At 62.2% G+C, this 22,762-nt stretch carries 17 protein-coding genes; 5 read left to right on the forward strand and 12 right to left on the reverse strand.

The genetic code is table 11. From position 1 onward, the window contains the following. Positions 1-29 precede the first annotated feature (29 nt). Complete coding sequence (locus IOD17_RS04560) at positions 30-1,364, reverse strand: TAXI family TRAP transporter solute-binding subunit (protein WP_233683899.1); 1,335 nt, start codon at positions 1,362-1,364, stop codon at positions 30-32. A 133-nt stretch (positions 1,365-1,497) separates the two neighbouring features. Beyond that, positions 1,498-2,775: an L-methionine/branched-chain amino acid transporter gene (yjeH, locus tag IOD17_RS04565; protein ID WP_233683900.1), complete on the reverse strand. Its 1,278-nt coding sequence runs from the start codon at positions 2,773-2,775 to the stop codon at positions 1,498-1,500. Between the two features lie 128 nt (positions 2,776-2,903). On the opposite strand from yjeH, the gene IOD17_RS04570 reads away from it, so the two are divergent. The 4 genes from IOD17_RS04570 (at position 2,904) to IOD17_RS04585 (ending at position 8,874) form a co-directional block, all read left to right on the forward strand. After that, on the forward strand, positions 2,904-3,323 hold the full coding sequence (locus tag IOD17_RS04570) for an Lrp/AsnC family transcriptional regulator (RefSeq protein WP_233683901.1): 420 nt from the start codon (positions 2,904-2,906) through the stop codon (positions 3,321-3,323). 2 nt (positions 3,324-3,325) lie between these two features. Beyond that, positions 3,326-4,546, forward strand: a complete 1,221-nt coding sequence (gene sbcD / locus IOD17_RS04575; RefSeq protein WP_233683902.1) for an exonuclease subunit SbcD — start codon at positions 3,326-3,328, stop codon at positions 4,544-4,546. Beyond that, complete coding sequence (locus tag IOD17_RS04580; RefSeq protein WP_233683903.1) at positions 4,543-7,977, forward strand: AAA family ATPase; 3,435 nt, start codon at positions 4,543-4,545, stop codon at positions 7,975-7,977. Before sbcD ends, IOD17_RS04580 begins: the two co-directional genes overlap by 4 nt. Positions 7,978-8,088: 111 nt before the next feature. After that, positions 8,089-8,874 carry a substrate-binding periplasmic protein gene (locus IOD17_RS04585; protein WP_233683904.1) on the forward strand — a complete coding sequence of 262 codons (786 nt, stop codon included), beginning with the start codon at positions 8,089-8,091 and terminating at the stop codon, positions 8,872-8,874. Positions 8,875-8,890: 16 nt separating this feature from the next. On the opposite strand, the gene IOD17_RS04590 is transcribed toward IOD17_RS04585, so the two are convergent. Both IOD17_RS04590 and IOD17_RS04595 read right to left on the reverse strand, forming a co-directional pair. Then, positions 8,891-10,033: an ABC transporter substrate-binding protein gene (locus tag IOD17_RS04590; RefSeq protein ID WP_233683905.1), complete on the reverse strand. Its 1,143-nt coding sequence runs from the start codon at positions 10,031-10,033 to the stop codon at positions 8,891-8,893. 127 nt (positions 10,034-10,160) lie between these two features. Beyond that, positions 10,161-10,958 carry a substrate-binding periplasmic protein gene (locus IOD17_RS04595; protein ID WP_233683906.1) on the reverse strand — a complete coding sequence of 266 codons (798 nt, stop codon included), beginning with the start codon at positions 10,956-10,958 and terminating at the stop codon, positions 10,161-10,163. Between the two features lie 408 nt (positions 10,959-11,366). Between IOD17_RS04595 and IOD17_RS04600 the strand changes: the two genes are divergently transcribed. After that, positions 11,367-12,605 carry an SLC13 family permease gene (locus tag IOD17_RS04600; RefSeq protein ID WP_233683907.1) on the forward strand — a complete coding sequence of 413 codons (1,239 nt, stop codon included), beginning with the start codon at positions 11,367-11,369 and terminating at the stop codon, positions 12,603-12,605. A gap of 136 nt (positions 12,606-12,741) precedes the next feature. On the opposite strand, the gene rlmF is transcribed toward IOD17_RS04600, so the two are convergent. The 8 genes from rlmF to IOD17_RS04640 form a co-directional block, all read right to left on the reverse strand. Further along, complete coding sequence (gene rlmF, locus IOD17_RS04605) at positions 12,742-13,770, reverse strand: 23S rRNA (adenine(1618)-N(6))-methyltransferase RlmF (RefSeq protein WP_233683908.1); 1,029 nt, start codon at positions 13,768-13,770, stop codon at positions 12,742-12,744. A gap of 78 nt (positions 13,771-13,848) precedes the next feature. Next, positions 13,849-14,145, reverse strand: coding sequence for a winged helix-turn-helix domain-containing protein (locus IOD17_RS04610; protein WP_233683909.1), 297 nt, complete (start codon positions 14,143-14,145; stop codon positions 13,849-13,851). Positions 14,146-14,197: 52 nt separating this feature from the next. Then, positions 14,198-15,574, reverse strand: coding sequence for a sodium:proton antiporter NhaD (nhaD, locus tag IOD17_RS04615; RefSeq protein ID WP_233683910.1), 1,377 nt, complete (start codon positions 15,572-15,574; stop codon positions 14,198-14,200). Positions 15,575-15,785: 211 nt separating this feature from the next. After that, positions 15,786-17,249 carry a Na+/H+ antiporter NhaC gene (gene nhaC / locus IOD17_RS04620; protein ID WP_233683911.1) on the reverse strand — a complete coding sequence of 488 codons (1,464 nt, stop codon included), beginning with the start codon at positions 17,247-17,249 and terminating at the stop codon, positions 15,786-15,788. Between the two features lie 101 nt (positions 17,250-17,350). Next, a complete protein-coding gene (locus tag IOD17_RS04625) occupies positions 17,351-20,182 on the reverse strand; it encodes a valine--tRNA ligase (RefSeq protein ID WP_233683912.1) in 2,832 nt (943 codons plus the stop codon). 94 nt (positions 20,183-20,276) lie between these two features. Next, positions 20,277-20,675, reverse strand: a complete 399-nt coding sequence (locus IOD17_RS04630; RefSeq protein WP_233683913.1) for a DNA polymerase III subunit chi — start codon at positions 20,673-20,675, stop codon at positions 20,277-20,279. A gap of 9 nt (positions 20,676-20,684) precedes the next feature. Beyond that, the gene (locus IOD17_RS04635) at positions 20,685-21,104 is read right to left on the reverse strand and encodes a DNA polymerase III subunit chi (protein WP_233683914.1); all 420 of its coding nucleotides are present in this window, start codon (positions 21,102-21,104) and stop codon (positions 20,685-20,687) included. A 55-nt stretch (positions 21,105-21,159) separates the two neighbouring features. Further along, positions 21,160-22,650 carry a leucyl aminopeptidase gene (locus IOD17_RS04640; RefSeq protein WP_233683915.1) on the reverse strand — a complete coding sequence of 497 codons (1,491 nt, stop codon included), beginning with the start codon at positions 22,648-22,650 and terminating at the stop codon, positions 21,160-21,162. Between the last annotated feature and the right edge of the window lie 112 nt (positions 22,651-22,762).

Below are 22,762 nucleotides of genomic sequence, written 5' to 3' on the forward strand. Positions count from 1 at the left end.
TCGTGGTGCGTAAACGGAAAGCGCGCATGTTACCCGACCTGCTGTTCGAGCGTCGTGCGCCGCTTGTATGCGATCAGCCGTTCGATCATGTAACGCAGATGCATATGCAGCTCATACAGCTCGCTGGAGTAGGACAGCGGTACCTCGACCCGCGCCAGTTCGTCTTCCAGACGTTCTAGGCGAGCGATTTCGGCGTCCAGGTCGCTGGGTAGGCTGCCTTTGTAGAGCTGCTGATCGATTTCGCGCAGGTGTTTGTACCAGCGGTAGATCCGTGCGCGGATGCGCCATTGGTAGATCGGGCCGATGGCCTTGAACAGCGGGAACAGCAGTACCAGCAGCGGAATGGCCAGGATGATGTAGCGGTCAGCCAGAGAGGCAATGCGGAACGGCAAGTAGCGCTGCAGGATGGGCAGGCCCTTATCGTAGTAGTACTCGGCTTCGCTCAGGGTATTGAGTGACAGCGGCGGCTTGGCCGGATAGCTGCCGGCCGGGTCGAGCAGGCTGCCATTTTTCAGCACGGTTTTCGCCGCTTCAAGAATCAGCGGGGTGAGTGATGGGTGGAATTCCTCGCCGGCCACCAGCGTGGCGACTGGGCCGAGGGTGACGATGTCGCGGTCCGGGGTGTTGTGCTGCATGTTGAGCATGCCTTCGCCGACTTGCAAACGGCTCAGGTAGGGCAGGCGGGCCAGGTAGGCTTCGGTGCGGCGCAGGCTGACCAGCTGCACCTTGGACTCGGCCGCTAGGCGCTGGATCAGGGCATTTTCCGCCGGGCCGACGAAGAAGGCTGCGTCCAGTTCACCGGCGATCAGTGCATCGGCGGCCTTGCTGCCGCCCAATGCTTGCCAGCTTTGCGGATACTGCGCCGGTTCGATGCGGTTGGCGGCAAACAGGGCTGCCGTCACGGCCTGGGTGCCGCTGTTGGCGGCGCCGATGGCCAGGCGCAGTTTCATCAGATCGCTCAGGCGCTCGAACTTGACCTTGTTGCCGAGAAACAGCCACAGCGGCTCACGGTACATCACGCCCAGGCCAGCCAGTTTGTTGCGTTGCTCATCCGTCAGGGTCAGTTCCTGGCCGCTCTGCACCAGGGCCAGTTCCACCTCGCCACTGTCGAGTTTGCTCAGGTTGTCCTGTGAACCTGCGCTTTGTATCAGCTCCAGGGTGAAGCCCTGCAAGGCCAACTCGGCTTGCAGGCGCTCGCCGAACGCATGGTAGCCACCGCCTACAGCGCCCGTAGCCATGCGTGCGTGCATCGGCGGTGGCGGGGCGGCGAAGTAGAACAGCGCGCCAACCAGCCCGGCCAGCACCGGCACGATCCACAGGTTGGTGAGGATGAGGATTTTCAGGTCATGGAAAATGCGGCGCATGGTCAGTCCTTGTCATTACCTGAGCTGAGGATAGCCGCAATGACTGGCCAGCTAAATGCCCGCTTGCGATCTGCTACGCGTCGGCCTGCGGCGTTAAAAACAGGCCCTAGCTCGCGAAATCGTCAAGCTGATCCTAGAAGCCCTGGGTCTTCTGGTGTGTTAAGCCTGTGCTGCGCTGCTCGCGCCAGCGCTCCAACAACCCAAGTACCAGCAGCAAGCCCAGGGCATAGCCAGCATCGATTCCCAGCATCAGCAGCACCAGGCCGCACAGCAGTGCGCTAAAACCCGCCAGCACTCGCCAGATACCGCGCAACAGCACCACGCCGGCGGCCATGCTGAGCAGGTAGATCACCACGAAGTTGCCATTGGCGTAGCGGATCAGGTCGTCCACCGTCAGGTCGAGCAGCTGAGCCAGGCTGGCACACAAGGCGCAGCTCAGAATTACCAGCAGCAGTGCGCGGGCCGGGACGCCGTGTCTGTTGCGCTGGGCCAGGCTGGTCGGCAACTTGCCCTCGTCGGCCAGGCTCCAGATCAGTCGGGCAAAGCCCTGCATATAGACGTTCATCGAGGCAAAGCAGGCCAGGTAGCCCACCGTCGCGGCGATCCAGCGCGCATGGTCGCCCAGCAGCAGGTCGAGCATGCGTGGCAAGGATGCGGCATCGGTCTGCACATCGCCGTAGCTATGCAGGCTTAGCACGGCGACCGAACAGGCCCAGTACACCAGGCCGGCCAGCAGCACGCCAAATAGCAAGGCCAACGGGAAGTCGCGTTCAGGGTTTTTGAATTCTTCGCCCATATGGGTAAAGGCCTCGATGCCGACAAAACACCAGAACATCACCCCCAGCGCTGCCGGCAGCAGATGCCAGGAACCACTGATCTCAGGCAGCAGCGGCTGGCTGCTGACGGGCAGCTCACCGACCCACCAGATCAGCGCAATGGTGGCGATAATCGCCACGGCAATCACGCCCTGAATCATCCCGCTGGCCTTGGCCGGGCGCTGGCCGAGCAGCAACATGGCGGCCAGGGTCGCCAGTTGAATCGCCAGGGCCTGGCCACGACTGAGATCGAACAGCGCCTGCCAGAAGCCGTTGGCGATATTCAGCGCCGCCGGTAAACCCACCGGCAGCACGGCAAGAAACAGCAATGCGCTCAGGCGCTCCATGCGCGCACCAAATGCCCGGCCAATCAGATGCGGCGCGCCGCCGGCATGGGGAAAGCGGCGACCCAGTTGAGCAAAGGTAAAAGCCACCGGCAGTACCAGGGCGATCAGCAGCATCCAGGCCCACAGCGAGGCCTCACCGGCTGCCGTGGCAGCCAGCGCAGGGATCACGAAAATCCCGGTGCCCAGCAGTGAAGTGCTCAGCAGGCCAATGCCTTGCAGCAGGCCCAATTCCTGATTTAGACGACTCATGTTGTATGCTCTGCGGCTTCGTTCGCCATGTTAAATCGCCCGCCTGTTACAGGCTGCTGGCTAAGCGTCGGCATTGACCGACGATTTGGCGCATTTGGCCGTCAAGTTGCCTTTTCCGAGAGTCTCGAGTGGATAAGTTCGATCAGCAGATACTTGCCCTGTTGCGCGCCGATGCGCGTTTGCCCGTCAGCCAGATTGCCCGCGAGGTCAATCTGTCGCGCTCGGCGGTCAGCGAACGCATTCGTCAGCTGGAACACAGCGGCGTAATCAGCGGCTATCACGCCCAGGTGGCGTTGCCGGGTGAGGTGGCAATCAAGGCTTATCTGGAACTGTTCTATCAGGGTGGACGCTGCGAGCACTATGTCGAACTGATGCGCGTGTTCCCGGAAGTGCGCCGTTGCAGCGGGATCAGCGGTGAGACCGATATGCTGGTGGTCATCGAGGCTGCCTCGATGCAGCGTCTGAGCGAAATTCGCGGCGAGATCGAGAACTTCCCCGGCATGCAGAAAGTGAAGACTCATATGGTGGTCAAGGATTGGGTGTTCTGAGCATGCGCATCCTGCACACCTCTGACTGGCACCTCGGTCAGCACTTTATGGGCAAGACCCGCCAGGCCGAGCATCAGGCCTTCTGCGCCTGGCTGATCGAGCAGGTACGCGAGCAGGCGGTGGATGCCGTGCTAATTGCCGGCGATATCTTCGACACCGGCGCGCCGCCCAGCTATGCCCGCGAACAGTACAACCGTTTTATCGTTGAGCTGCGTGCCAGCGGCTGCGAGTTGGTGGTGCTGGGTGGTAATCATGATTCGGTGGCCATGCTCGGCGAGAGCAAGACGCTGTTGGCCCAGCTAGGTACGCGGGTGATTCCCGGCGTCTGTGAGCAGTTGGATGAACAGTTGCTGGTGCTGCACCAACGTGACGGCTCGCCGGGCGCGGTTCTCTGCGGCATCCCCTTTATCCGCCCGCGCGATGTGCTGCTCAGCCAGGCCGGGCAGAGTGCGCAGGACAAGCAACAGTCACTGCAGCAGGCAATCCAGCAGCACTACCAGGACCTCTATGCCCTGGCTGAGGCCAAGTGCGCCGAACTGGGCGGCGATCTGCCGATTATTGCCACGGGGCATCTGACCACGGTGGGCGCGAGTGCTAGCGATTCGGTGCGTGAGATCTATGTCGGCAGCCTGGAGGCTTTTCCCACCAGCGCCTTTCCGCCGGCGGCCTATATCGCCCTGGGGCATATCCACCGGCCGCAAAAGGTTGGCGGCCTGGAGCATATCCGCTACTGCGGCTCGCCGATTGCCCTGAGTTTCGATGAAGCCAAACAGCAGAAAGAGGTATTGCTGGTGGAGCTGGATAGCAGCGGTTTGCGCAGTATTCAGCCATTGCCAGTGCCGCGTTTTCAGCCGCTGCTGTCGCTGCGCGGCTCGCTTAAAGAGCTGGAAGGGCAGATTAAACAGGCAGCAGAACAGGGCAGCGCCGAGCAGCCGGTCTGGTTGGAGGTACTGGTCGGCACCGACGATTACCTGAGCGACTTGCAACAGCGTATCGCCGCGCTGTGCGAAGGGCTGCCGGTGGAGGTGCTGCGTATCCGCCGCGAACGCGGCAATGCAGTGGCCGGCCTGCAGGGCCAGGCCAGGGAAACCCTGGATGAACTGAGCGTGGAAGACGTGTTTGCTCAACGGCTGAGCAGCGAAAGTCTGGATGAAGGCGAACAGGCGCGCCTACTGGGGCTGTATCAGCAAGTGGTCAGCGAGTTGCGTGAGGGCGACGCATGAAGATCCTCAGCCTGCGCCTGAAAAACCTTAATTCGCTAAAAGGCGAATGGAAGATCGACTTCACTGCCGAGCCGTTCAAGGACAACGGCCTGTTCGCCATCACCGGGCCTACCGGCGCAGGCAAAACTACGCTGCTCGATGCCATCTGCCTGGCGCTGTACCACCGCACACCGCGTATGAGCACGGTGTCGGCCAGCGCCAATGAACTGATGAGCCGGCACACCGCCGACTGCCTGGCCGAGGTCGAATTCGAGGTCAAGGGTGTGGGCTATCGCGCCTTCTGGAGCCAGCGCCGCGCCCGTGATAAGACTGACGGTCAATTGCAAGCGCCCAAGGTCGAGCTGGCGGCTGCCGATGGGCAGATCATCACCGACAAGATCAATGAGAAGCTGCGTGAAACCGAACGTCTCACCGGCCTGGACTTCGAGCGCTTTACCAAATCCATGCTGCTGGCCCAGGGCGGGTTTGCCGCCTTTCTTGAAGCCAATGCCAATCAGCGCGCCGAGCTGCTGGAAGAGCTGACCGGCACCGATATCTATGGGCAGATTTCCCAGCGTGTGTTTGAGCAAACCCGCGAGGTCAAGGTCGCTCTCGATCAGCTACGGGCCAAGGCCGATGGCGTCGAGCTGCTTAGTGAAGAGCAGCGTGCTGAACTGCAAGCCCAAGCTGAACAGCTGGCTATTGATGAGGCCGCCCTCGGTACCCAGCAGGCCGAGTTGCAGCACCAGCGCCGCTGGTGTGAGGACCTGAGCAAGACCCAGGCGCAGCTGCATACTAGTCAGCAGGCCGAGCAGGTGGCGCAGGATGATTTACAGCAAGCCCAGCCTCAGCTGGCGCAACTGGCCGCCAGCGAGCCAGCCCTGCGTTTGCAGCCGCTGCACCATGATTGGCAACAAGCCCGCCACAGCCTGACGCAGACCGAGCACGGGCTGCAGCAGAATGCCGCAGAGCAGCGCCAGGTCGAGCAGACGATTGCCGAACAGACCTGGCAGGCCCGTGAACTTAGCGCCGCGCTGCTTGCCGACTGTCAGGCGCAGCGCCAGCAGCTGGCCGAGCGCCTGCAGCAGGTGCAGCAACAACTGGCTGCACAGCCACAGCATGGGTGGCTGGGTGAGCAACTGGGTAGCTGGGGCGAGCAGCTTAAGGCGCGGCAGCAACTGGCTGGGGACATCGCCGAGCTGCAACTCAGTCAACAGCAGCTGCAAGAAACCATCGCCGTGCTGCAAACGCAACTGAGCCAGCAGACTGAGCAACTGGGTGCCGAACAGCATCGCTTGCAGCAGGCGCGCGAGCAGGAAAGCGCCGCGCAGCAGCAGCGCGATGAGCTTCTGGTTGGGCGCAGCGAGGCGGCCCTACGTGAGCGCTGGCAGCAGCTGTATATCCAGGGTGGTGTACTGGCTCAGCTGGGGGAACTGGCAACGGCTCAGCAGCGCCTGAATACAGAGCAAACGCAACTGGCCAGCGCCATCACACTATTGCGCGAGCAGCATCAGGCCAAGGGCAGCGAAGTGGCGCAGTTGCGCCTGAGCTACAAGGACCTGCAGCAACAAGTGCAGGCCCAGGAAAAACTGCTGGAGCAGGAGCAACGCATCCAGGCCCTGGAAGCCCATCGCGCCCAGCTGCAACCCGGCGAGGCTTGCCCGCTGTGCGGTTCCGCGTCGCATCCGGCAATCAGTGCCTACCAGGCCCTGGATGTCTCGGCGACCAAGGCGCTGCTCCACGGCAAACGCAACGAGCTGGAGACCTTGGCCAAGCAAGGTCAGCAACTGGCCGGCGAGCTGGAAAAACTCGCTGCGCGCCTGGAGCAGCAACAGCAGCAGTTTGAGCGTGGCCAACAGACCCAGGCCGAGCAGGGTGAACGCTGGCAGGTGTTGAGTGCGCAGCTGGAAAACCCGCTGGCCGATGCCACCGCCTTGGCTGTACAGCAGGCGCAACAACACACTGAACTGCAGCAGTTGCAGCAGCAACTTGATCAACTGCAACAGCTTCATTCCACCCTTGAGCAGTGCCAGCAGGCGCGCTTGGTTCTGCAACAGCAGTGCGGTGATCTGGAACAGCAGCAGGCGCTTAATCGTCTGCAACTGCAGCAGCGTCAGGAGCAGGTGCAGCAAGGTCAGTTACGTCTGCAGCAGCTGCAGGACGTTGCGTGTGAGCGCAGTGAAGGGCTGAGCCAGGCCCTGGCCGGCTTCGGCTATCAGCTGCCGGACGACGCCAGCGCCTGGCTGGCCGAGCGCCAAACAGAATGGCAGCGCTGGCAGCACAATCAGCAACAAAGCCTGGATTTACAGCGCCAGCTCAGCGAACTGGAGCCTGGCCTGCAGAGTGCAATTCAGCAGGCGGAGCTTTGGCAACAACGCTGGATTGCGCTGGATTTGGCCGATCAATCGGCCCTGGCCAAGCCCGCCGATGCCCAGGCGGCTTTGCAGCAGGCGCAGGCTCAGCTGGAAGAGGCGCAGCGCCGTCAGCAGCAACTGGCCGGTAGCCGTCAGGCCCTGGCCAGCCGCTTGCAGGATGAGCAGGCGCGCGTGCAACAGGCCGAACAGCAGTGGATGGCCGCGCTAAGCGTCAGTCCCTTTAGCGATGAGGCGGGTTATCTGGCTGCCCTGCTCGATGAGGCGCAGCGCAGCACCTTGCAGCAGTTGCGTCAGCGCTTGGATAAAGCCCTGAGCGATGCCCAGGCCCTGGTCAATGCCGCCGCGCAGCAGCTTGAGGCTCTGCAGGCCAGCCCGGCTACCGACTTCAGCCTGGCGCAGTTGGATGAACAGCTGCTCGCCCTCAACGCCCAGCTGAAAACCCTGAGTGAGCGCCAGGGCGAAATCCGCGCCCAACTGCAGGGTGACGACGCGCGCAGGCAAGGCCAGCAAAGCCTGTTTGCCGCGATCCAGGCCAAGCAGGCTGAGTACGACCTATGGCAGCAACTTAACAGCCTGATCGGCTCGGCCGATGGTGCCAAATACCGCAAATTCGCCCAGGGCCTGACCCTGGATCATCTGGTCTACCTGGCCAATCAGCAGCTCGAACGCCTGCATGGCCGCTATCAGCTGGCGTGGCGCAGCAGCGGTGAGCTGGAGCTGGAAGTACTCGACACCTGGCAGGCCGATGCGGCGCGCGATACCAAAACCCTGTCCGGTGGCGAGAGCTTTCTGGTCAGCCTGGCCCTGGCCCTGGCGCTGTCCGATCTGGTCAGCCACAAGACCAGCATCGACTCGCTGTTTCTCGATGAAGGCTTCGGCACGCTGGACGGCGAAACCTTGGAGATTGCTCTCGACGCGCTGGATAACCTCAACGCCAGCGGCAAGATGATTGGTGTGATCAGCCATGTGGCTGCGCTCAAGGAGCGTATCCCGGTGCAGCTGAAGGTGCACAAGTCCGTGGGCATGGGTTACAGCACGCTGGACCGCCGCTTTGCCGCCAATCTTGCCGACGATTGATCTGCGCCAGGGGCGATTGCGCAATGCTTACCTATACTGGACGGCAGTGTGCGCTGTTAGCACCGTTGTCAGTTATGGATCTGCCGCTGGGTGAGTCGTGGAGCATTACCTTTGATCAAGTCGTTGTGTGGTCTGTTCTGTTGTCTGGCGCTCAATGTCCTGGCTGCTCCGCGCGAAGGCCCGGTGTTGACCCTGTGTTACGAGGATCAGGATTCCTACCCCTGGGTCATGGGGGACGGCAGCGGGCTCAACCTGCAGCTGCTGCGTCTGGTTGAGCAGGCCCTGCACGGGCAATTCACCTTTGTCGCTGTGCCCTGGAAACGTTGCCTGGCCGGTCTGGCCCAAGGTACCTATGACGGTGCCTTTGCTGCCAGTTTCAAGGCCGAGCGCCTGGGCCTGGGGCGTTATCCGCTGGACGCTGATGGTCGTCTGGATGAACGCAAGCGCCTGCACACCTCGATCTATTCCCTGTACCGGCGCAAGGGCAGTGCGGTCAGTTGGAATGGTCAGGAGTTTCGTCAGTTGCAAGGGCGTATCGGTTCGTTGAGCGGTTTTTCGATTGTCGACTTTATTCGCGCTCAGGGCGCCGAGGTCGATGAAACCAACCGCGACCCGCTGGCACTGCTGCGCATGCTCAGCCACAAACGCATTGAGGCCGCCGCCCTGCAAAGCCTGCGTGGTGATTTTGTCTTGCAGGCCAACCCGGACCTGGCCGCGAAACTGGAGAAAATCGAGTTACCGCTGGAGGACAAGGCCTACTACCTGATGTTGTCCAACAGCTATGTGGGCAGCAACCCAGGGCAGGCGGCTGCGCTCTGGGATGAGATCGAACAGCAGCGTGAATCACCGACCTATCAGCAGCAGGTGCAGGCATTCCTCGCTCGACCACAGCCTTGATGGCGAGCCCATCGGACTAGTCGTGCATCTTGTCCAGGGTCACCGCTTGACCGTTTTCGACGCGCGTCAGGTACACCGCCTCAGAGCCCTGATGGTCGGCGCGGGAGAAGCTCACCTGGAAGCCGCCGAGGTCGGTGTTGATGTGCTCCAGTGCTTCGACAAATTTCTCGCGGGTTGGCGCTGTGCCCGCATCGCGTAGGGCCTGAACGAAGACCATCGCGCCGATATATCCCTCCAGCGATGCATGGCCCAGGTACAGCGGGTTTACGTCAGTGCGATAGGCCTGCACCAGGGCCAATGAGGTGTCCTGCGGCGAGGGGACGACCTGGCTGATGTAGACGCCATCGGCATCGCTGCCGGCTTCGCGGATAAAACCTTCGGTACCGATAAAGGACACGGTGAGGAAGCGCGTGTTCAGGCCGACGGCCTTGGCCTGCTTGATTGCAGCCGTCAGTTGCCGGTAAGTGCCGACAAAGAACACCGCCTGCGGCTGGGTGCTGCGCAGCGTGTCGATGGCGTCGGCCACATCCTGCGAGTTGCGCTGGATGCGCGCTTGCGCGTCGATCTGCAAGCCGCGTTTGAACAGCGCCCCGCTCAGGCCGCCCTTGACCGCTTCGCCGAAGGAGTCGTCCTGCATCAGGAGGGCGATGCGTTGGATGCCGAGGTCCTGGACGGCGTGTTCGACCAACTGCTCGGTTTCCTCGATATAGGAGGCGCGAATGTTGAATACCCCGGGTTTGGCCGGGGTGCGTAAAAACTCTGCGCCGGTGAAGGGAAACAGATAAGGCACCTGGCCTTGCAGGGCAATCGGCAGGGCAGCTCTGGACGTAGGCGTGCCGACATAGCCAAGCAGGGCGAACACTTCATGGGCCTTTACCAGCGAACGGGTTTGCACGGCCGTACGGGCAGGCTCGTAGCCATCATCCTTGCTGATCAACACCAGCTTGCGGCCGTGCACACCGCCGGCGGCATTGACCCGTTGGAAATAGCCCAGGGCGCCGTGATACATGCCCAGGCCAAGGTCGGCGGCGGGGCCGCTCTGGGCGTTGACCATGCCGACGCGGATTTCCGTCGCGCTTACCCCGTCTTCCGCTACGGCGCTAAAGGGCATTAGCAGGCTGCTGAGCATGAGGCCGTAAAGCCACTGGCGAAGCATCATCCGTGGTTTCCTTGAGCACTGTGGCCGTTGCCGCTGGTTGCGGTGGCTGGGTGGGTATCAGGTGCCGGGTACATCGGGAACATGATCACCTCTGGGGGCAGGAATCGGTTGTCCATATAGATTGCCGCTAGTTCGCGCCAGAGGTGTTGGTGGTCGGCTCTGGTTGGTAGTAACCCTGCTGCAGGTCGTCAAAATAGCGCTGGTAGCGCCCCGTCTCGCGATAGAGCTGCAGACGTTTATTAAAGCGTTCGAGTAGGGCCGGGCTGCCTTCCAGGCTTTTCGGCAACATCAGGTAGCTGCGGTTGACCAGCAGCGGCTTGGGGTGATGGGTAATACGCGCCTGATCGGCCGGGCTGAAGTAGCTGCGCAGCGCGGCATAACCGACGTTCATCTCTTGCGGATAAAGCACCACCCGTTCCTTGAGTAGTTTCTCGAAGTTCTGCTGGTCACTGGAGACGCGCTCGATCTTCACCTTGCCCTCGGCGAGAAAGGCATCGAACTGCGGGCCATAGCTGTATTCCAGGCCGCCGCCGAGGGTCATGCCGGTGAGGTCGTCAAATTGCTGCCAGTCGAAGGGCAGGCTTTTCAGGTGGAAGAACACGAACTGTTCATCCAGCAGCGGCGCGCTGAACAGGAAATCCGCCTCGCGTTCGGCTTTGTGCATCCACACGGCCGTGGCATCGAAGCGCCCAGCCGCCGCCGCTGAATAGGCGCGTGGCCAGGGCAGAAACTGGAAGCTGACGCGATACCCCTCATCGGCCAGCAGGTCACTGATCAGGTGGGCCACCACGCCGTTGTGTTTCAGGTTGCTTGCCAGGTAGGGCGGCCAGTCGCCGACGCTGATCTTCAGTTCCGGCTGTTCGCTGGCCTGCGCGGGTAGCCCCAGCAGCAGGCACACTGCGACGAACAGGTTTTTCCACTTCATTGAAACCCCTCGGTGACGGATGCGCCGGCAATAGCCGCGTTTCATCAGGCTGTAATACCACTGTGCAGGATGGTGGAACATCCCTTGTGGGCTGGTTGCCTAGTTTCCTGATCGTTGCATAAGGATAGTTGCTGCGCTGCAACCCCCCTACACTCTGTACGTTATTTAGTGTGGTTTTATTGCGCATGGTCATGATTGACCCCAAGCAAACCGTGCGCCGAGCTCGTTGCTGCAGATGATCGGTGTGTAGAAGAACGGTATGTCACGTTGTTTGAGTGGCTCCCGTAAAACGGCTGGCCGGCCTGCTGTGCACTCCCTGCTTTTTTATGGGCCAGCGGTTTCCCGCAGGCGCTGACCCCTTTAGAGTGCTGCAGCGCAATCGTGCAGGTATGAGGGGATGGCTGACGCATGACCGTTTGGGTCGTTTCAATTCTGTTTGTATTGACCTACCTGGGCATGGCCGCAGGGGGCGTCCGTGGCTTGCGCATTGATCGTAGCTGGATTGCCGGCTGCGCAGCGGTGTTGCTGTTGGTCAGTGGTGCGCAGATGCCAGCCGAGGCGGCCAGCCATCTGGATGCCGGAGCACTGCTGCTGTTGCTGGCGCTGATGCTGATTAGCGCGCAGTTTGATTTTTCCGGCGTTTACGCCTGGCTCAACCAGCGTCTGGGGCATTCGGCCGAACGGCCGGCGCTGTTGCTGCTGGGTGTGGTGCTGCTGGGTGGGGTGATGTCGGCGCTGCTGGTCAATGACATTGTCGCGTTCGCCCTGACCCCGCTGTTGTGTCACAGCCTGCTGGCCCGTGGCCTCGACCCGCGGCCCTTTCTCCTGGCCCTGGCGCTGTCGTGCAACGCCGGCTCCAGCGCCAGCCTGATTGGTAACCCGCAGAACATTCTGATCGGCCAGGCCGGTGACCTGGACTTCTGGTCTTACACCTTTATCGCCGGGCCGCCTGCGCTGGCCGCATTGGCCATCACCTACGCGGTGATCTGGCTGCAATGGCGCAAGCGTTGGGGCACGGCCAAGCCGGCGGTGCAGGCGGAAACCCCGGTGCAGCATATCTACGGCGTGCGTAGTTACCTCAAGCCCCTGTTGGCCAGCCTGGTGCTGCTTGGGCTGTTTTCCACCAGCATGCCGCGGGAGATTTCCGCGCTGTTGATTGCCGCGCTGGTGATGATTTCGCGGCGGGTCGATAGCCGTGATTATGTGCAGAAGGTCGACTGGAACCTGTTGCTGCTGTTTGCCGGGCTGTTTGTGGTGACCGGTGCGGCGATGGGCCTGCCGCAGGTGTCGGCTGCGGCCAGCCAGTTGGCAGAGCTGGGTTTGCTGCCACATGGGGTGATTACCCTGGCAAGCCTGTCGCTGCTGGCCGGCAACTTGATCGGCAATGTGCCCTACGTGATGTTGCTGCTGGGCGTATTGCCGGAGGCCAGCGAGTCTTTGCTGGTGGGGCTGGCAATCATGTCGACGCTGGCCGGCAACCTGTTGCTGATCGGCAGCGTGGTCAATCTGATCGTTGCGGAAAGCGCGCGGCGGCAGGGCGTGCCGCTGGGTTTGGTTGATTTTGCCCGCAGTGGCGTGCCGGTCACCTTGCTGAGCATGGGCGTGGCCGGGCTATGGCTGGCGTTGGGTGGCTGGCTGCCCTGGTAGGTGATGACGTTTTGCGTGCAGTGGGTAGGTTGGCGTTGAGCGTAGCGAAGCCCAACGTGTAGCGGCATACCCTGTTGGGCTTCGTCGCGTGGCTCCTCAACCCAACCTACATTCGCCGTGTCATCGCGTTGCCAGCCTACGACCAGCGGGCTTTGCGCCAGCTTTGTTGCTGTTCCGGTGTCTGGAACGTCCAGGCGACAAAGCGGCTCTGCTTCTGGCCCTGCGCCATTTCCACGGTTTGTACCTGCAACGCGCCGGCTTTTTTCAGTGCGCTGTACACCCCTGGCAGGTTGCCGGCCTTGGAAATCAGGCTGCTGAACCACAGTACCTGCTGGCCGACAGCGACACTTTCCTTGATGAGCTGGCTGACAAACGCCGCTTCACCCCCCTTGCACCACAACTCTGCGGCCTGGCCGCCAAAGTTCAGCACTGGCAGTTTGCGCTTGGGGTCGAGCTTGCCGAGGTTGCGCCATTTGCGTTTGCTGCCGCTGCTGGCTTCTTCCGCACTGGCGTGGAAGGGCGGATTGCACAGGGTCAGGTCGAAACGCTCATCGGCATGCAGCAACCCCTGGAAGATATGCGCGCTGTCGCGCTGCTGGCGCAGCTCAATGGCTTCGCTCAAGCCTGGGTTGGACTGCACGATGGCCTTGGCCGAGGCAATGGCGCTGGCGGCAATGTCCGAGCCGAGAAACTGCCAGGCATATTCGCGGTGACCCAGCAGCGGGTAGATGCAGTTGGCCCCCACACCAATATCCAGCGCACGCACCTTGGCTCCGCGCGGGATCTCGCCACCGTTGCTGGTGGCCAGCAGGTCGGCCAGGTAATGCAGATAGTCGGCGCGGCCCGGGATCGGCGGGCACAGATAATCCGCCGGAATATCCCAGTGCGTAATGCCATAGAACTGCTTGAGCAGCGCGCGATTGAACACCTTGACCGCCGCCGGGTTGGCGAAGTCGATGCTCTCCTTGCCATAGGGGTTGATGATCACAAAGGCTGCCAGCTCGGGGCTGGCCTTGATCAGCGCGGGAAAGTCGTAACGGCCCTGATGGCGATTGCGTGGGTGCAACTGGCCCTTGCTCGCATCGGCTTGGTTGGCCGCAGGTTTACTGGACGCGGGGCGTGGTGCGGCAGGTTTACGGCTGGGACGTTTGGGCGGCAGGGACATGATTGGCGGATCGCGGACTTGGGGCGCGGGATTTTCCCACACTTGCTCCTCGCCCGCGATAAAACGCCGGCAGCCGGTTCAGGGGTAGCCGAGTACGGTTTTTATCTGCGTCAGGTGGGCGGCAATCCACTGCGGATTGACTGCGCCCCAGTCACGAATCTCGTAGTGCCCGGTGTTATTGCGCTCGCCGCTTTGTTGGGCAAAGGCGCAATCGATATCCAGCTCGGCCAGGGCGCTCAAGGTGTCCTGGGCGGTGCGCCGGGGCATGCCGGTGGCATCCATCAAGGCGGGTACGTTGGTGGCCGTACCGCTGTCGATCAGCCAGGCCACGTACAGGCGACGGTAGAAGCTGCTGCGGGTTTTGCTGACATCCATGGGCAGGTACCTGGCGTGGTGCCGTGCGCGGGGCGCACGGCCTGATGAAGGATCAGCTCAGGGTGGCAATCGCGATATAGGTCGCGGCACCGGAGATATAACCGAGGAAGGCCAGCAGGCTGATCTTCTTCAGGTACCAGATAAAGCTGATCTTCTCCATACCCATCGCCGCCACCCCTGCTGCGGAGCCGATGATCAAACAGCTACCGCCGGTGCCTGCGCAGTAAGCAAGCATTTCCCAGAAGGTGCCGTTGACCTGGAAGTTGCTCAGCCATGCGGTGTCGGCACCGGCCAGTGCCAGAGCCTCCGGAGTAACCAGTGGGTACATCTTCATGGCACCGGCTACCAGCGGCACGTTATCGACCACCGATGACAGCAGGCCGATGGCGATATTGATCGCATACACATTGCCCAGACTTTCACGCAGCGCGACGGCAACCTGGGTCAGGTGGCCAGCGGTGGCCAGGCTGGAGACCGCCAGCAGGATGCCGAGGAAGAACAGCACGCTGGTGGTGTCGATGCGCCGTAGCACGCCAACCACAGACAGCGGGTGCTTGTCTTCATCGTTTTTGCCGCGGTGAATCACCTCGGTAACCACCCAGAGCACGCCCAGGCCGAACAGGATGCCCATATAGGGCGGCAGGTGGGTCACGGTTTTGAAGATCGGCACGAATATCAGGGCGCCGATGCCGAGGGCAAACACCAGATTGCGCTCGAAGGGAGTGGTCGGGTCGCGGCGTTCCTCGTCCGATTCGCTGAGCAGAGGGCGTTGGATCTCGCCCTTCATGGTCATGCTCAGCACCAGCAGCGGTACCAGCAGGCAGACCACGCTGGGGATAAACAGGTTGGCGATGATGCCGCTGGTGGTGACCTGATTACCGATCCACAGCATGGTGGTGGTGACGTCACCAATCGGCGACCAGGCGCCGCCGGCGTTGGCGGCGATGACCACGATACCGACGTAGAACCAGCGCTCTTTCTGATCCGCCACCAATTTGCGCAGCAGCGAAACCATGACGATGGTGGTGGTCAGGTTGTCCAGCACGGCCGACAGGAAGAAGGTGATCAGCGCCACCACCCAGAGCAGGGTGACGCGCTTGTTGGTGCGGATGCGGTCGGTGATGACCTTGAAGCCTTCATGGGCGTCGATCAGTTCAACGATGGTCATGGCGCCCATCAGGAAGAACAGGATCTCGGAAATTTCGCCCAGATGATGGCGCAGTTCCTCGGTGACGTGATGGTCATTGCCCGTGGCGCCGGGCGTGGCGGCACCGATCAGCGGCAGAATGCTGTCCGCGCCCAGCACCAGCAGGGTCCAACAAATGACGGCAGTCAGAATCGCCGAGGCGGCTTTATCAATTTTCAGCGGGTGTTCGAGGGCGATGCACAGGTAACCGAGGACAAAGATCAATACCATCAACGCATACATGGTCAGAATTCCATTTGCAGGGCTTTTTTATTGAATTAGAGGTGCCGGAGGCTTTTGATGCGTCGACGAAGATGCCTGAAATGCTCGGAAATTGGGAGGCTATTTAGCGTCAGTGAGCCTGTCTGCGACTTGCGCAGACGTTTTCTGACTGATTGGTTAGCGCTGATGTGCTCGGACTGCGCGGGATACGCAGTCGCGGACGGGTTATGACTCAGGCCTGCGACAGGTCGTCGCGTTCGGCCTGGGCAGGCATGATGGCCTGCGGCGGGAAGATAAAGGCCAGCGTGATGGCCAGCAGTGGCATCAGCAGGTTGAAGAAGCAGTACGGCAGGTAGCTCAGGGTCGCCACGCCGAGGGTTGCGGCCATGTAGGCGCCGCAGGTGTTCCACGGCACCAGCACCGAAGTCAGAGTGCCGCCGTCTTCCAGGGCGCGCGACAGGTTGACCGGCGCCAGCCCGCGTTTCTCGTACTCAGCGCGGTACATGCGGCCCGGCAGTACCAGGGCGATGTACTGGTCGGCGGTGATGATGTTGGTGCCAATGGTGGTGGCAATGGTGCTGGCGATCAGGCTGCTGGTGCTTTTTGCCAGGTGCAGTGTACTTTGCAGCAGACGTTGCAGCAGGCCGAGTTTTTCCAGCACACCGCCAAAGCACATGGCGCAGATGATCAGCCATACGGTGGTGAGCATGCTGGCCATGCCGCCCTTGGACAGCAGGCCGTCCAGTGCCGGATTGCCGCTGCTGGATTCATAACCGGCGAACAGCGCGGTCCACACGGTTTTCAGCGGCGCCAGGCTGCCGGCTGCCGGATCGGCCAACCGCGCCATCACCTCGGGCTGAAAGACCACGGCAAACACACCGCCCAATAGAGCAGCCACAAACACCGCTGGAAAGGCCGCCCACTGACGCACCGCGAGAAACAGCAGCAGCGCCACCGGCAGCAGCAGGTGCCAACCCAGGCTGAACTGCGCTTCCAGTGCCGTCAGCACTTCGGCAATACGCGCGGTGTCATGGCTGCCGTCAGCACGCTGGCCGAGGATAAAGAACAGCACCAGGGCGATCAGCAGGGCCGGCACCGTGGTACGCAGCATCAGACGTATATGCGCAAACAGGTCCGCCCCGGCTGCGGCGGGCGCCAGGTTGGTGGTGTCCGACAGCGGCGAGAGTTTGTCGCCAAAGTAAGCGCCGGAAATGATCGCCCCGGCGGTGATCGCCGGGTCCAGCCCCAGGCCGGCGGCTACGCCCATCAGGCCGATGCCCAGGGTGCCGGCCACCGTCCAGGAGCTGCCGATGGACAGCGCAGTGAGCGCGCAGATCAGGCAACTGGTGACGTAGAAGTATTCCGCCGAAATCAGCTTGAGGCCGAGCCAGATCATGGTCGGCACGGTGCCGGCCAGAATCCAGGTGCCGATCAGCGCGCCGACCGCCAGCAGAATCAGGTTGGCCTTCATCGCCATATGGATGCCGGCAAGAATGCCTTCCTCGATCTGCGCCCACTGCAGGCCATTATTCAGGCCGACCAGGCCGGCGACAAAGGCCGCGCTCATCAGCGCGATCTGGTTCGGCCCGCTGGAGGAACTGTCGCCATACAGGTAAACGGAAAGGCCCAACAGCAGCACCAGCACGCCAATCGGCAGCAGGGCATCGAGCAGGGAAGGGGAGCGTGCATCAGTCATGGGTGTACCGGTCGATCAATGAATCTGTGGCGGAAACGTCCAGCCCAGAAAAAACGAAACCCGCGCCGATAAGGGCGCGGGCTGCGGGTGTTGCGGGGTGATTAGAGCGCGGCGATCTTGCCGCGCTGCTCAACCATCTTGCTCAGAGCTTGTTCGGCTTCGGCCAGCTTGGCGCGCTCCTTGTCGAGCACCTCGGCCGGCGCCTTGGCGACGAAGCCTTCGTTGCTCAGCTTGCCGCCGACCCGCTGCACTTCGCCCTGCAGGCGCTGGATTTCCTTGTCCAGGCGTGCCAGTTCGGCGTCCTTGTCGATCAGCCCGGCCATCGGCACCAGTACCTGCATCTCGCCGACCAGGGCGGTGGCGGACATCGGCGCTTCTTCGCCGGCTGCCAGCACGCGCACCGATTCCAGCTTGGCCAGCTTGCTCAGCAGCGGCTCGAAGTCGGCCAGGCGGCGCAGGTCTTCGGCGTTGGCGTTCTGCACGATGATGTCGATGCGCTTGGCCATGGAGATCTTCATCTCGCCACGGATCTGCCGCACGCCGAGCATCAGCTGCTTGACCCACTCGATATCGCCTTCGGCGCTCGCGTCGATGCGGCTCTCGTTCGCCACCGGCCAGGCCTGCAGCATGATGGTGTCGCCGCTGACGCCAGCCTGGGGCTTGATGCGCTGCCAGATTTCTTCGGTGATGAAGGGCATGAACGGGTGGGCCAGGCGCAGGATCACTTCCAGCACGCGCACCAGGGTGCGGCGGGTGCCGCGCTGGCGCTCGATCGGCGCGTTTTCGTCCCACAGCACCGGCTTGACCAGTTCGAGGTACCAGGCGCAGTACTCGTCCCAGATGAACTCGTAGAGGGCCTGTGCAGCCATGTCGAAGCGGAAGGCGTCGAGGTGGCGGGTGACGTCCTGCTCGCAGCGCTGAAGGGCGGAGATGATCCAGCGGTCCACCGGCGACAGGTCCACGGCTTCGCCATTGATGCCGGTGTCCTGACCATCGGTGTTCTCGATGACGAAGTTGGCGGCGTTCCACAGCTTGTTGCAGAAGTTGCGGTAACCCTCGACGCGGCCCATGTCGAACTTGATGTCACGACCGGTGGAGGCCAGCGCCAGGTTGGTGAAGCGCAGGGCGTCGGTGCCGTAGGCGGCGATGCCTTCGGAGAACTCGGCGCGGGTCTGCTTGGCGATCTTCTCGGCCAGCTTGGGCTGCATCATGCCGCTGGTGCGCTTGGCCACCAGGGCTTCGAGGTCGATGCCGTCGACGATGTCCAGCGGGTCGAGCACGTTGCCCTTGGATTTGGACATCTTCTGGCCCTGGCCGTCGCGCACCAGGCCGTGCACGTACACGGTCTTGAACGGGATCTGCCCGGTCAGGTGGGTGGACAGCATGATCATCCGGGCGACCCAGAAGAAGATGATGTCGAAGCCGGTGACCAGCACGTCGGTCGGGTGGAAGGTCTTGAGGAAGTCGGTCTGCTGCGGCCAGCCGAGGGTGGAGAAGGTCCACAGGCCGGAGCTGAACCAGGTGTCCAGCACGTCTTCGTCCTGGCGCAGGGCGATGTCACCCAGGTTGTGCTGGGCGCGCACTTCCGCCTCGTCGCGGCCGACGTAGACGTTGCCGGCGTCGTCGTACCAGGCCGGGATGCGGTGGCCCCACCACAGCTGACGGCTGATGCACCAGTCCTGGATATCGCGCATCCAGCTGAAGTACATGTTCTCGTACTGCTTGGGCACGAACTGGATTTCGCCGCTCTCGACCACGGCGATGGCTTTCTCGGCCAGCGGCTTGGTGGAGACGTACCACTGGTCGGTCAGCCACGGCTCGATCACGGTGCCGGAGCGGTCGCCCTTTGGCACTTTCAGGGCGTGGTCGTCGATGCTCTGCAGTAGGCCGGCGGCTTCGAAAGCGGCAACGATCTGCTTACGGGCGACGAAGCGGTCGAGGCCGGCGTACTCGGCCGGCAGGCTGCCGTCGATCTCGGCATTGACGCTACCGTCGATATTGAACACTTGGGCCTGAGCCAGCACGGCGGCGTTCTTGTCGAAGATGTTGATCAGCGGCAGGTTGTGGCGCTTGCCGACTTCATAGTCGTTGAAGTCGTGGGCCGGGGTGATCTTCACGCAGCCGGTGCCGAACTCGGGGTCGCAGTAGTCGTCGGCGATGATCGGGATACGGCGGCCCACCAGCGGCAGCTCGATGTAGCTGCCGATCAGCGCCTTGTAGCGCTCGTCTTCCGGGTGCACGGCCACGGCGGAGTCGCCGAGCATGGTTTCCGGGCGGGTGGTGGCGACAATCAGGTAGTCCAGGCCCTCGGCGGTCTTCTTGCCGTCTGCCAGCGGGTAGCGCAGGTTCCACAGGTGGCCCTTCTCGTCGTGGTTTTCCACTTCGAGGTCGGAGATGGCGGTGTGGAACTTGGTGTCCCAGTTGACCAGACGCTTGCCGCGGTAGATCAGGCCGTCCTGATGCAGGCGCACAAAGGCTTCCTTCACTGCTTCCGAGAGACCTTCATCCATGGTGAAGCGCTCGCGCGACCAGTCCACCGAGGAGCCCAGGCGACGGATCTGCCGGGTGATGGTGCCGCCGGACTGTTCCTTCCACTCCCAGACCTTCTCCAGGAACTTCTCGCGGCCCAGGTCGTGACGACCGATGCCGTCGGCAGCCAGCTGGCGCTCGACCACCATCTGCGTGGCGATGCCCGCGTGGTCGGTGCCCGGCTGCCACAGGGTGTTGCGGCCCTGCATGCGACGGAAGCGGATCAGGCAGTCCATGATCGAGTTGTTGAAGCCATGGCCCATGTGCAGGCTGCCGGTGACGTTCGGCGGCGGGATCATGATGGTGTAGGGCTCGCCGGAACCTTGCGGGGCGAAGTAGTTGTTCTTCTCCCAGTTCTGGTACAGGGCGGTTTCGATGGCGTGCGGCTGGTAGGTCTTGTCCATGCGCGGCGGGACCCTTATGACGGCTAGACGGAAAAGCCGGCAAGTATAGCGGGGAAGACCTGTGTGGCGTAAGGGTAGGCGCGCGGTGGCTGACTTACGGCCGGCGCGGTGGCAATAGGCGACTTAGGCGGGCGTCCAGGCGGCGCTTCAGTTCGGCTTCGATCTGCGGCACGAAGTCGTCGATCACATCCTGCAGGATCAGCTGGGCGGCGGCGCGCAGTTCGCTGTCCAGGCGGTTCAGTTCGCTGTCGCGGCTGACGCTCTGGCTCACGGTTTCACGCAGGGTTTGTGCAATCGCTGGCTTGGGCGCAGGCGCTGGCACGGCGGTCACGGGCGGCGGCGTGACGATTTCCGAGAGCAGGGGGATGCTGTCCGGGTCGAGCGTGTCGATCAGCAGCGGCGGTTCGAGGTTTTCATCGCCCAGCAGTTGTCGGATCGACTCCAGGTCGTTCAGCAATTGAGCGGGTTTTTGCGGCGGTTTTGGGGTGTCCATGGTGTGCAACTAGAGTTCGACTCGTTTGGGATCATACCCGCGCTGCCGGTAGCTGCGGAAATTCTCCCGGCAGGCGGTCAGCAGATCGGGTTCCTGGTTGACGATTTCAATCACCCGGCTGAAGTGCTCAACTTGTGGTGACAGCGTGCTGCCCAGGTTAATCAGTACGCCCTGCGCGCGTGCAGGTTCCTCATCCAGGCCAATGACCACTTGGGCTTGGGCGTCTTCTTCGTAGAGGCTGTGCGGCACAAAGCTTTCCGCTTTGAAGCGCCACAGCAGTTCATCCACCTCGCTGCACTGCGCTGCATCGCTGCCGCGCAAAAAAACCGGCATACCCGCGCGCCAGGCTTTCATCGCCAACTGGCAGGCCGCACGCAGACGGTCGCCCGGGATGGCGGAAGAAAGGACGTAAAACTCAATTCGGGGCATTGCGATTCCGCGTATGGAAAAGCGTAGCCCGGATGCGGTCCGGGCTACAGGGTGGTCAGGCCTTGGCGCGATCCAGCAGGTATTGGGTCAGCATTGGCACCGGACGACCGGTTGCGCCTTTGTCTTTACCGCCGCTGATCCAAGCCGTACCGGCGATATCCAGGTGCGCCCAATGGAAATTTTTGGCAAAGCGCGAGAGGAAGCAGCCCGCGGTAATGGTGCCGGCTTTCGGGCCGCCGATATTGGCGATGTCGGCAAACGGGCTATCCAGTTGCTCCTGATATTCGTCATAAAGCGGCAGCTGCCAGGCGCGGTCGTCGGCGCTCAGGCCGGCGCCGAGAATCTGCTGCACCAGTTCGTCGTTATTGCCCATCAGACCGGAGACATTGCTGCCCAGGGCGACGATACAGGCACCAGTGAGGGTGGCGATGTCGATGACTGCTTGCGGCTTGAAGCGCTCGGCGTAGGTCAGGGTGTCGCACAGCACCAGACGGCCCTCGGCGTCGGTGTTGAGGATTTCCACGGTCTGCCCGCTCATGGTGGTGACGATGTCGCCGGGGCGAGTCGCGCCGCCACTCGGCATGTTCTCGGCACAGGCCAGCAGGCACACCAGGTTGATTGGCAGTTGCAGCTCTAGCACGGCCTTGAGGGTGCCGAATACGCTGGCAGCGCCGCACATGTCGTACTTCATCTCATCCATGCCGGCTGCCGGCTTGATGCTGATGCCGCCGGTGTCGAAAGTGATGCCTTTGCCGACCAGGGCGTAGGGTTTCTCGGATTTTTTGCCGCCCTGGTAGTGCATGACGATCATCCGTGGCGGCTGATCGCTGCCTTGGGCCACGGCGAGGAACGCACCTGCACCGAGTTCCTTGAGTTTTTTCTCGTCAAGGATGTCGACTTTCAGGTTTTTGTAAGCCTTGCCCAGTGTCTTGGCCTCTTCTGCCAGGTAGCTGGGATGGCAAAGATTTGGCGGCAGGTTACCGAGGTCTTTGGTAAAGGCCATGCCGCTGGCAATCGCCTGGGCGTGCGTGCTGGCGCGCTCGGCATCGGCCAGGTTGGCTTTTTCCGTGAGCAGGGTGATTTTTTTCAGCGCGCCGGCTTCGGCCTTCTGGCTCTTGAAACGGTCGAAGCAGTAGCCAGCATCGGCCAGGCTTTCCACCATCAGGCGGGTTTTGCCGTAGGCGTCGCGGCCTTTGACCTGCAGCACGTCGAGGGCCAGGACTGCATCGCTGCCCGCGAGGTTTTTCAGGCTGGCATAAACAGCAGTGATCAATTTGCGCAGTTGGCGGTCAGACAGTTCACTGTCTTTACCGGTGCCGACCAGCAGCAGGCGTTCGGCCTTGAGGCCGGTCAGGTTGTGTATTAACAGGGTCTGGCCGAGCTTGCCGGCCAGGTCGCCGCGCTTGAGCAGTGCGCTGAGGGCGCCAGTGCAGGCGGCATCGACAGCCTTGGCTGTAGTACCAAGGGTGCGGCCTTCGCCAACAGGGACAACCAGAGTGGCGGTTTTCAGTGTTTCCGGGCGTGCGCTTTTAACAATAAATTCCATTACGTGGTGTCCCCAAGACAACAAGTCGGTATTGCAGGATAATGCCGGCTATTTTCCGATGGTTCGTCAGTTGGGCGAGCCGGCAAGCAGTGCGGCTAGTTTGATCTTAGCC

Source organism: Pseudomonas anguilliseptica, assembly GCF_021375795.1.
Classification (GTDB): domain Bacteria; phylum Pseudomonadota; class Gammaproteobacteria; order Pseudomonadales; family Pseudomonadaceae; genus Aquipseudomonas; species Aquipseudomonas anguilliseptica_A.

What these genes read in the sequence shown, in the direction of transcription:
- IOD17_RS04560 (WP_233683899.1), bottom strand. Translation starts at nt 1,364, where the DNA reads ATGCGCCGCATTTTCCATGACCTGAAAATCCTCATCCTCACCAACCTG.
- yjeH (WP_233683900.1), bottom strand. Translation starts at nt 2,775, where the DNA reads ATGAGTCGTCTAAATCAGGAATTGGGCCTGCTGCAAGGCATTGGCCTG.
- sbcD (WP_233683902.1), top strand. Translation starts at nt 3,326, where the DNA reads ATGCGCATCCTGCACACCTCTGACTGGCACCTCGGTCAGCACTTTATG.
- IOD17_RS04580 (WP_233683903.1), top strand. Translation starts at nt 4,543, where the DNA reads ATGAAGATCCTCAGCCTGCGCCTGAAAAACCTTAATTCGCTAAAAGGC.
- IOD17_RS04590 (WP_233683905.1), bottom strand. Translation starts at nt 10,033, where the DNA reads ATGATGCTTCGCCAGTGGCTTTACGGCCTCATGCTCAGCAGCCTGCTA.
- IOD17_RS04595 (WP_233683906.1), bottom strand. Translation starts at nt 10,958, where the DNA reads ATGAAGTGGAAAAACCTGTTCGTCGCAGTGTGCCTGCTGCTGGGGCTA.
- IOD17_RS04600 (WP_233683907.1), top strand. Translation starts at nt 11,367, where the DNA reads ATGACCGTTTGGGTCGTTTCAATTCTGTTTGTATTGACCTACCTGGGC.
- rlmF (WP_233683908.1), bottom strand. Translation starts at nt 13,770, where the DNA reads ATGTCCCTGCCGCCCAAACGTCCCAGCCGTAAACCTGCCGCACCACGC.
- IOD17_RS04610 (WP_233683909.1), bottom strand. Translation starts at nt 14,145, where the DNA reads ATGGATGTCAGCAAAACCCGCAGCAGCTTCTACCGTCGCCTGTACGTG.
- nhaD (WP_233683910.1), bottom strand. Translation starts at nt 15,574, where the DNA reads ATGTATGCGTTGATGGTATTGATCTTTGTCCTCGGTTACCTGTGCATC.
- nhaC (WP_233683911.1), bottom strand. Translation starts at nt 17,249, where the DNA reads ATGACTGATGCACGCTCCCCTTCCCTGCTCGATGCCCTGCTGCCGATT.
- IOD17_RS04625 (WP_233683912.1), bottom strand. Translation starts at nt 20,182, where the DNA reads ATGGACAAGACCTACCAGCCGCACGCCATCGAAACCGCCCTGTACCAG.
- IOD17_RS04630 (WP_233683913.1), bottom strand. Translation starts at nt 20,675, where the DNA reads ATGGACACCCCAAAACCGCCGCAAAAACCCGCTCAATTGCTGAACGAC.
- IOD17_RS04635 (WP_233683914.1), bottom strand. Translation starts at nt 21,104, where the DNA reads ATGCCCCGAATTGAGTTTTACGTCCTTTCTTCCGCCATCCCGGGCGAC.
- IOD17_RS04640 (WP_233683915.1), bottom strand. Translation starts at nt 22,650, where the DNA reads ATGGAATTTATTGTTAAAAGCGCACGCCCGGAAACACTGAAAACCGCC.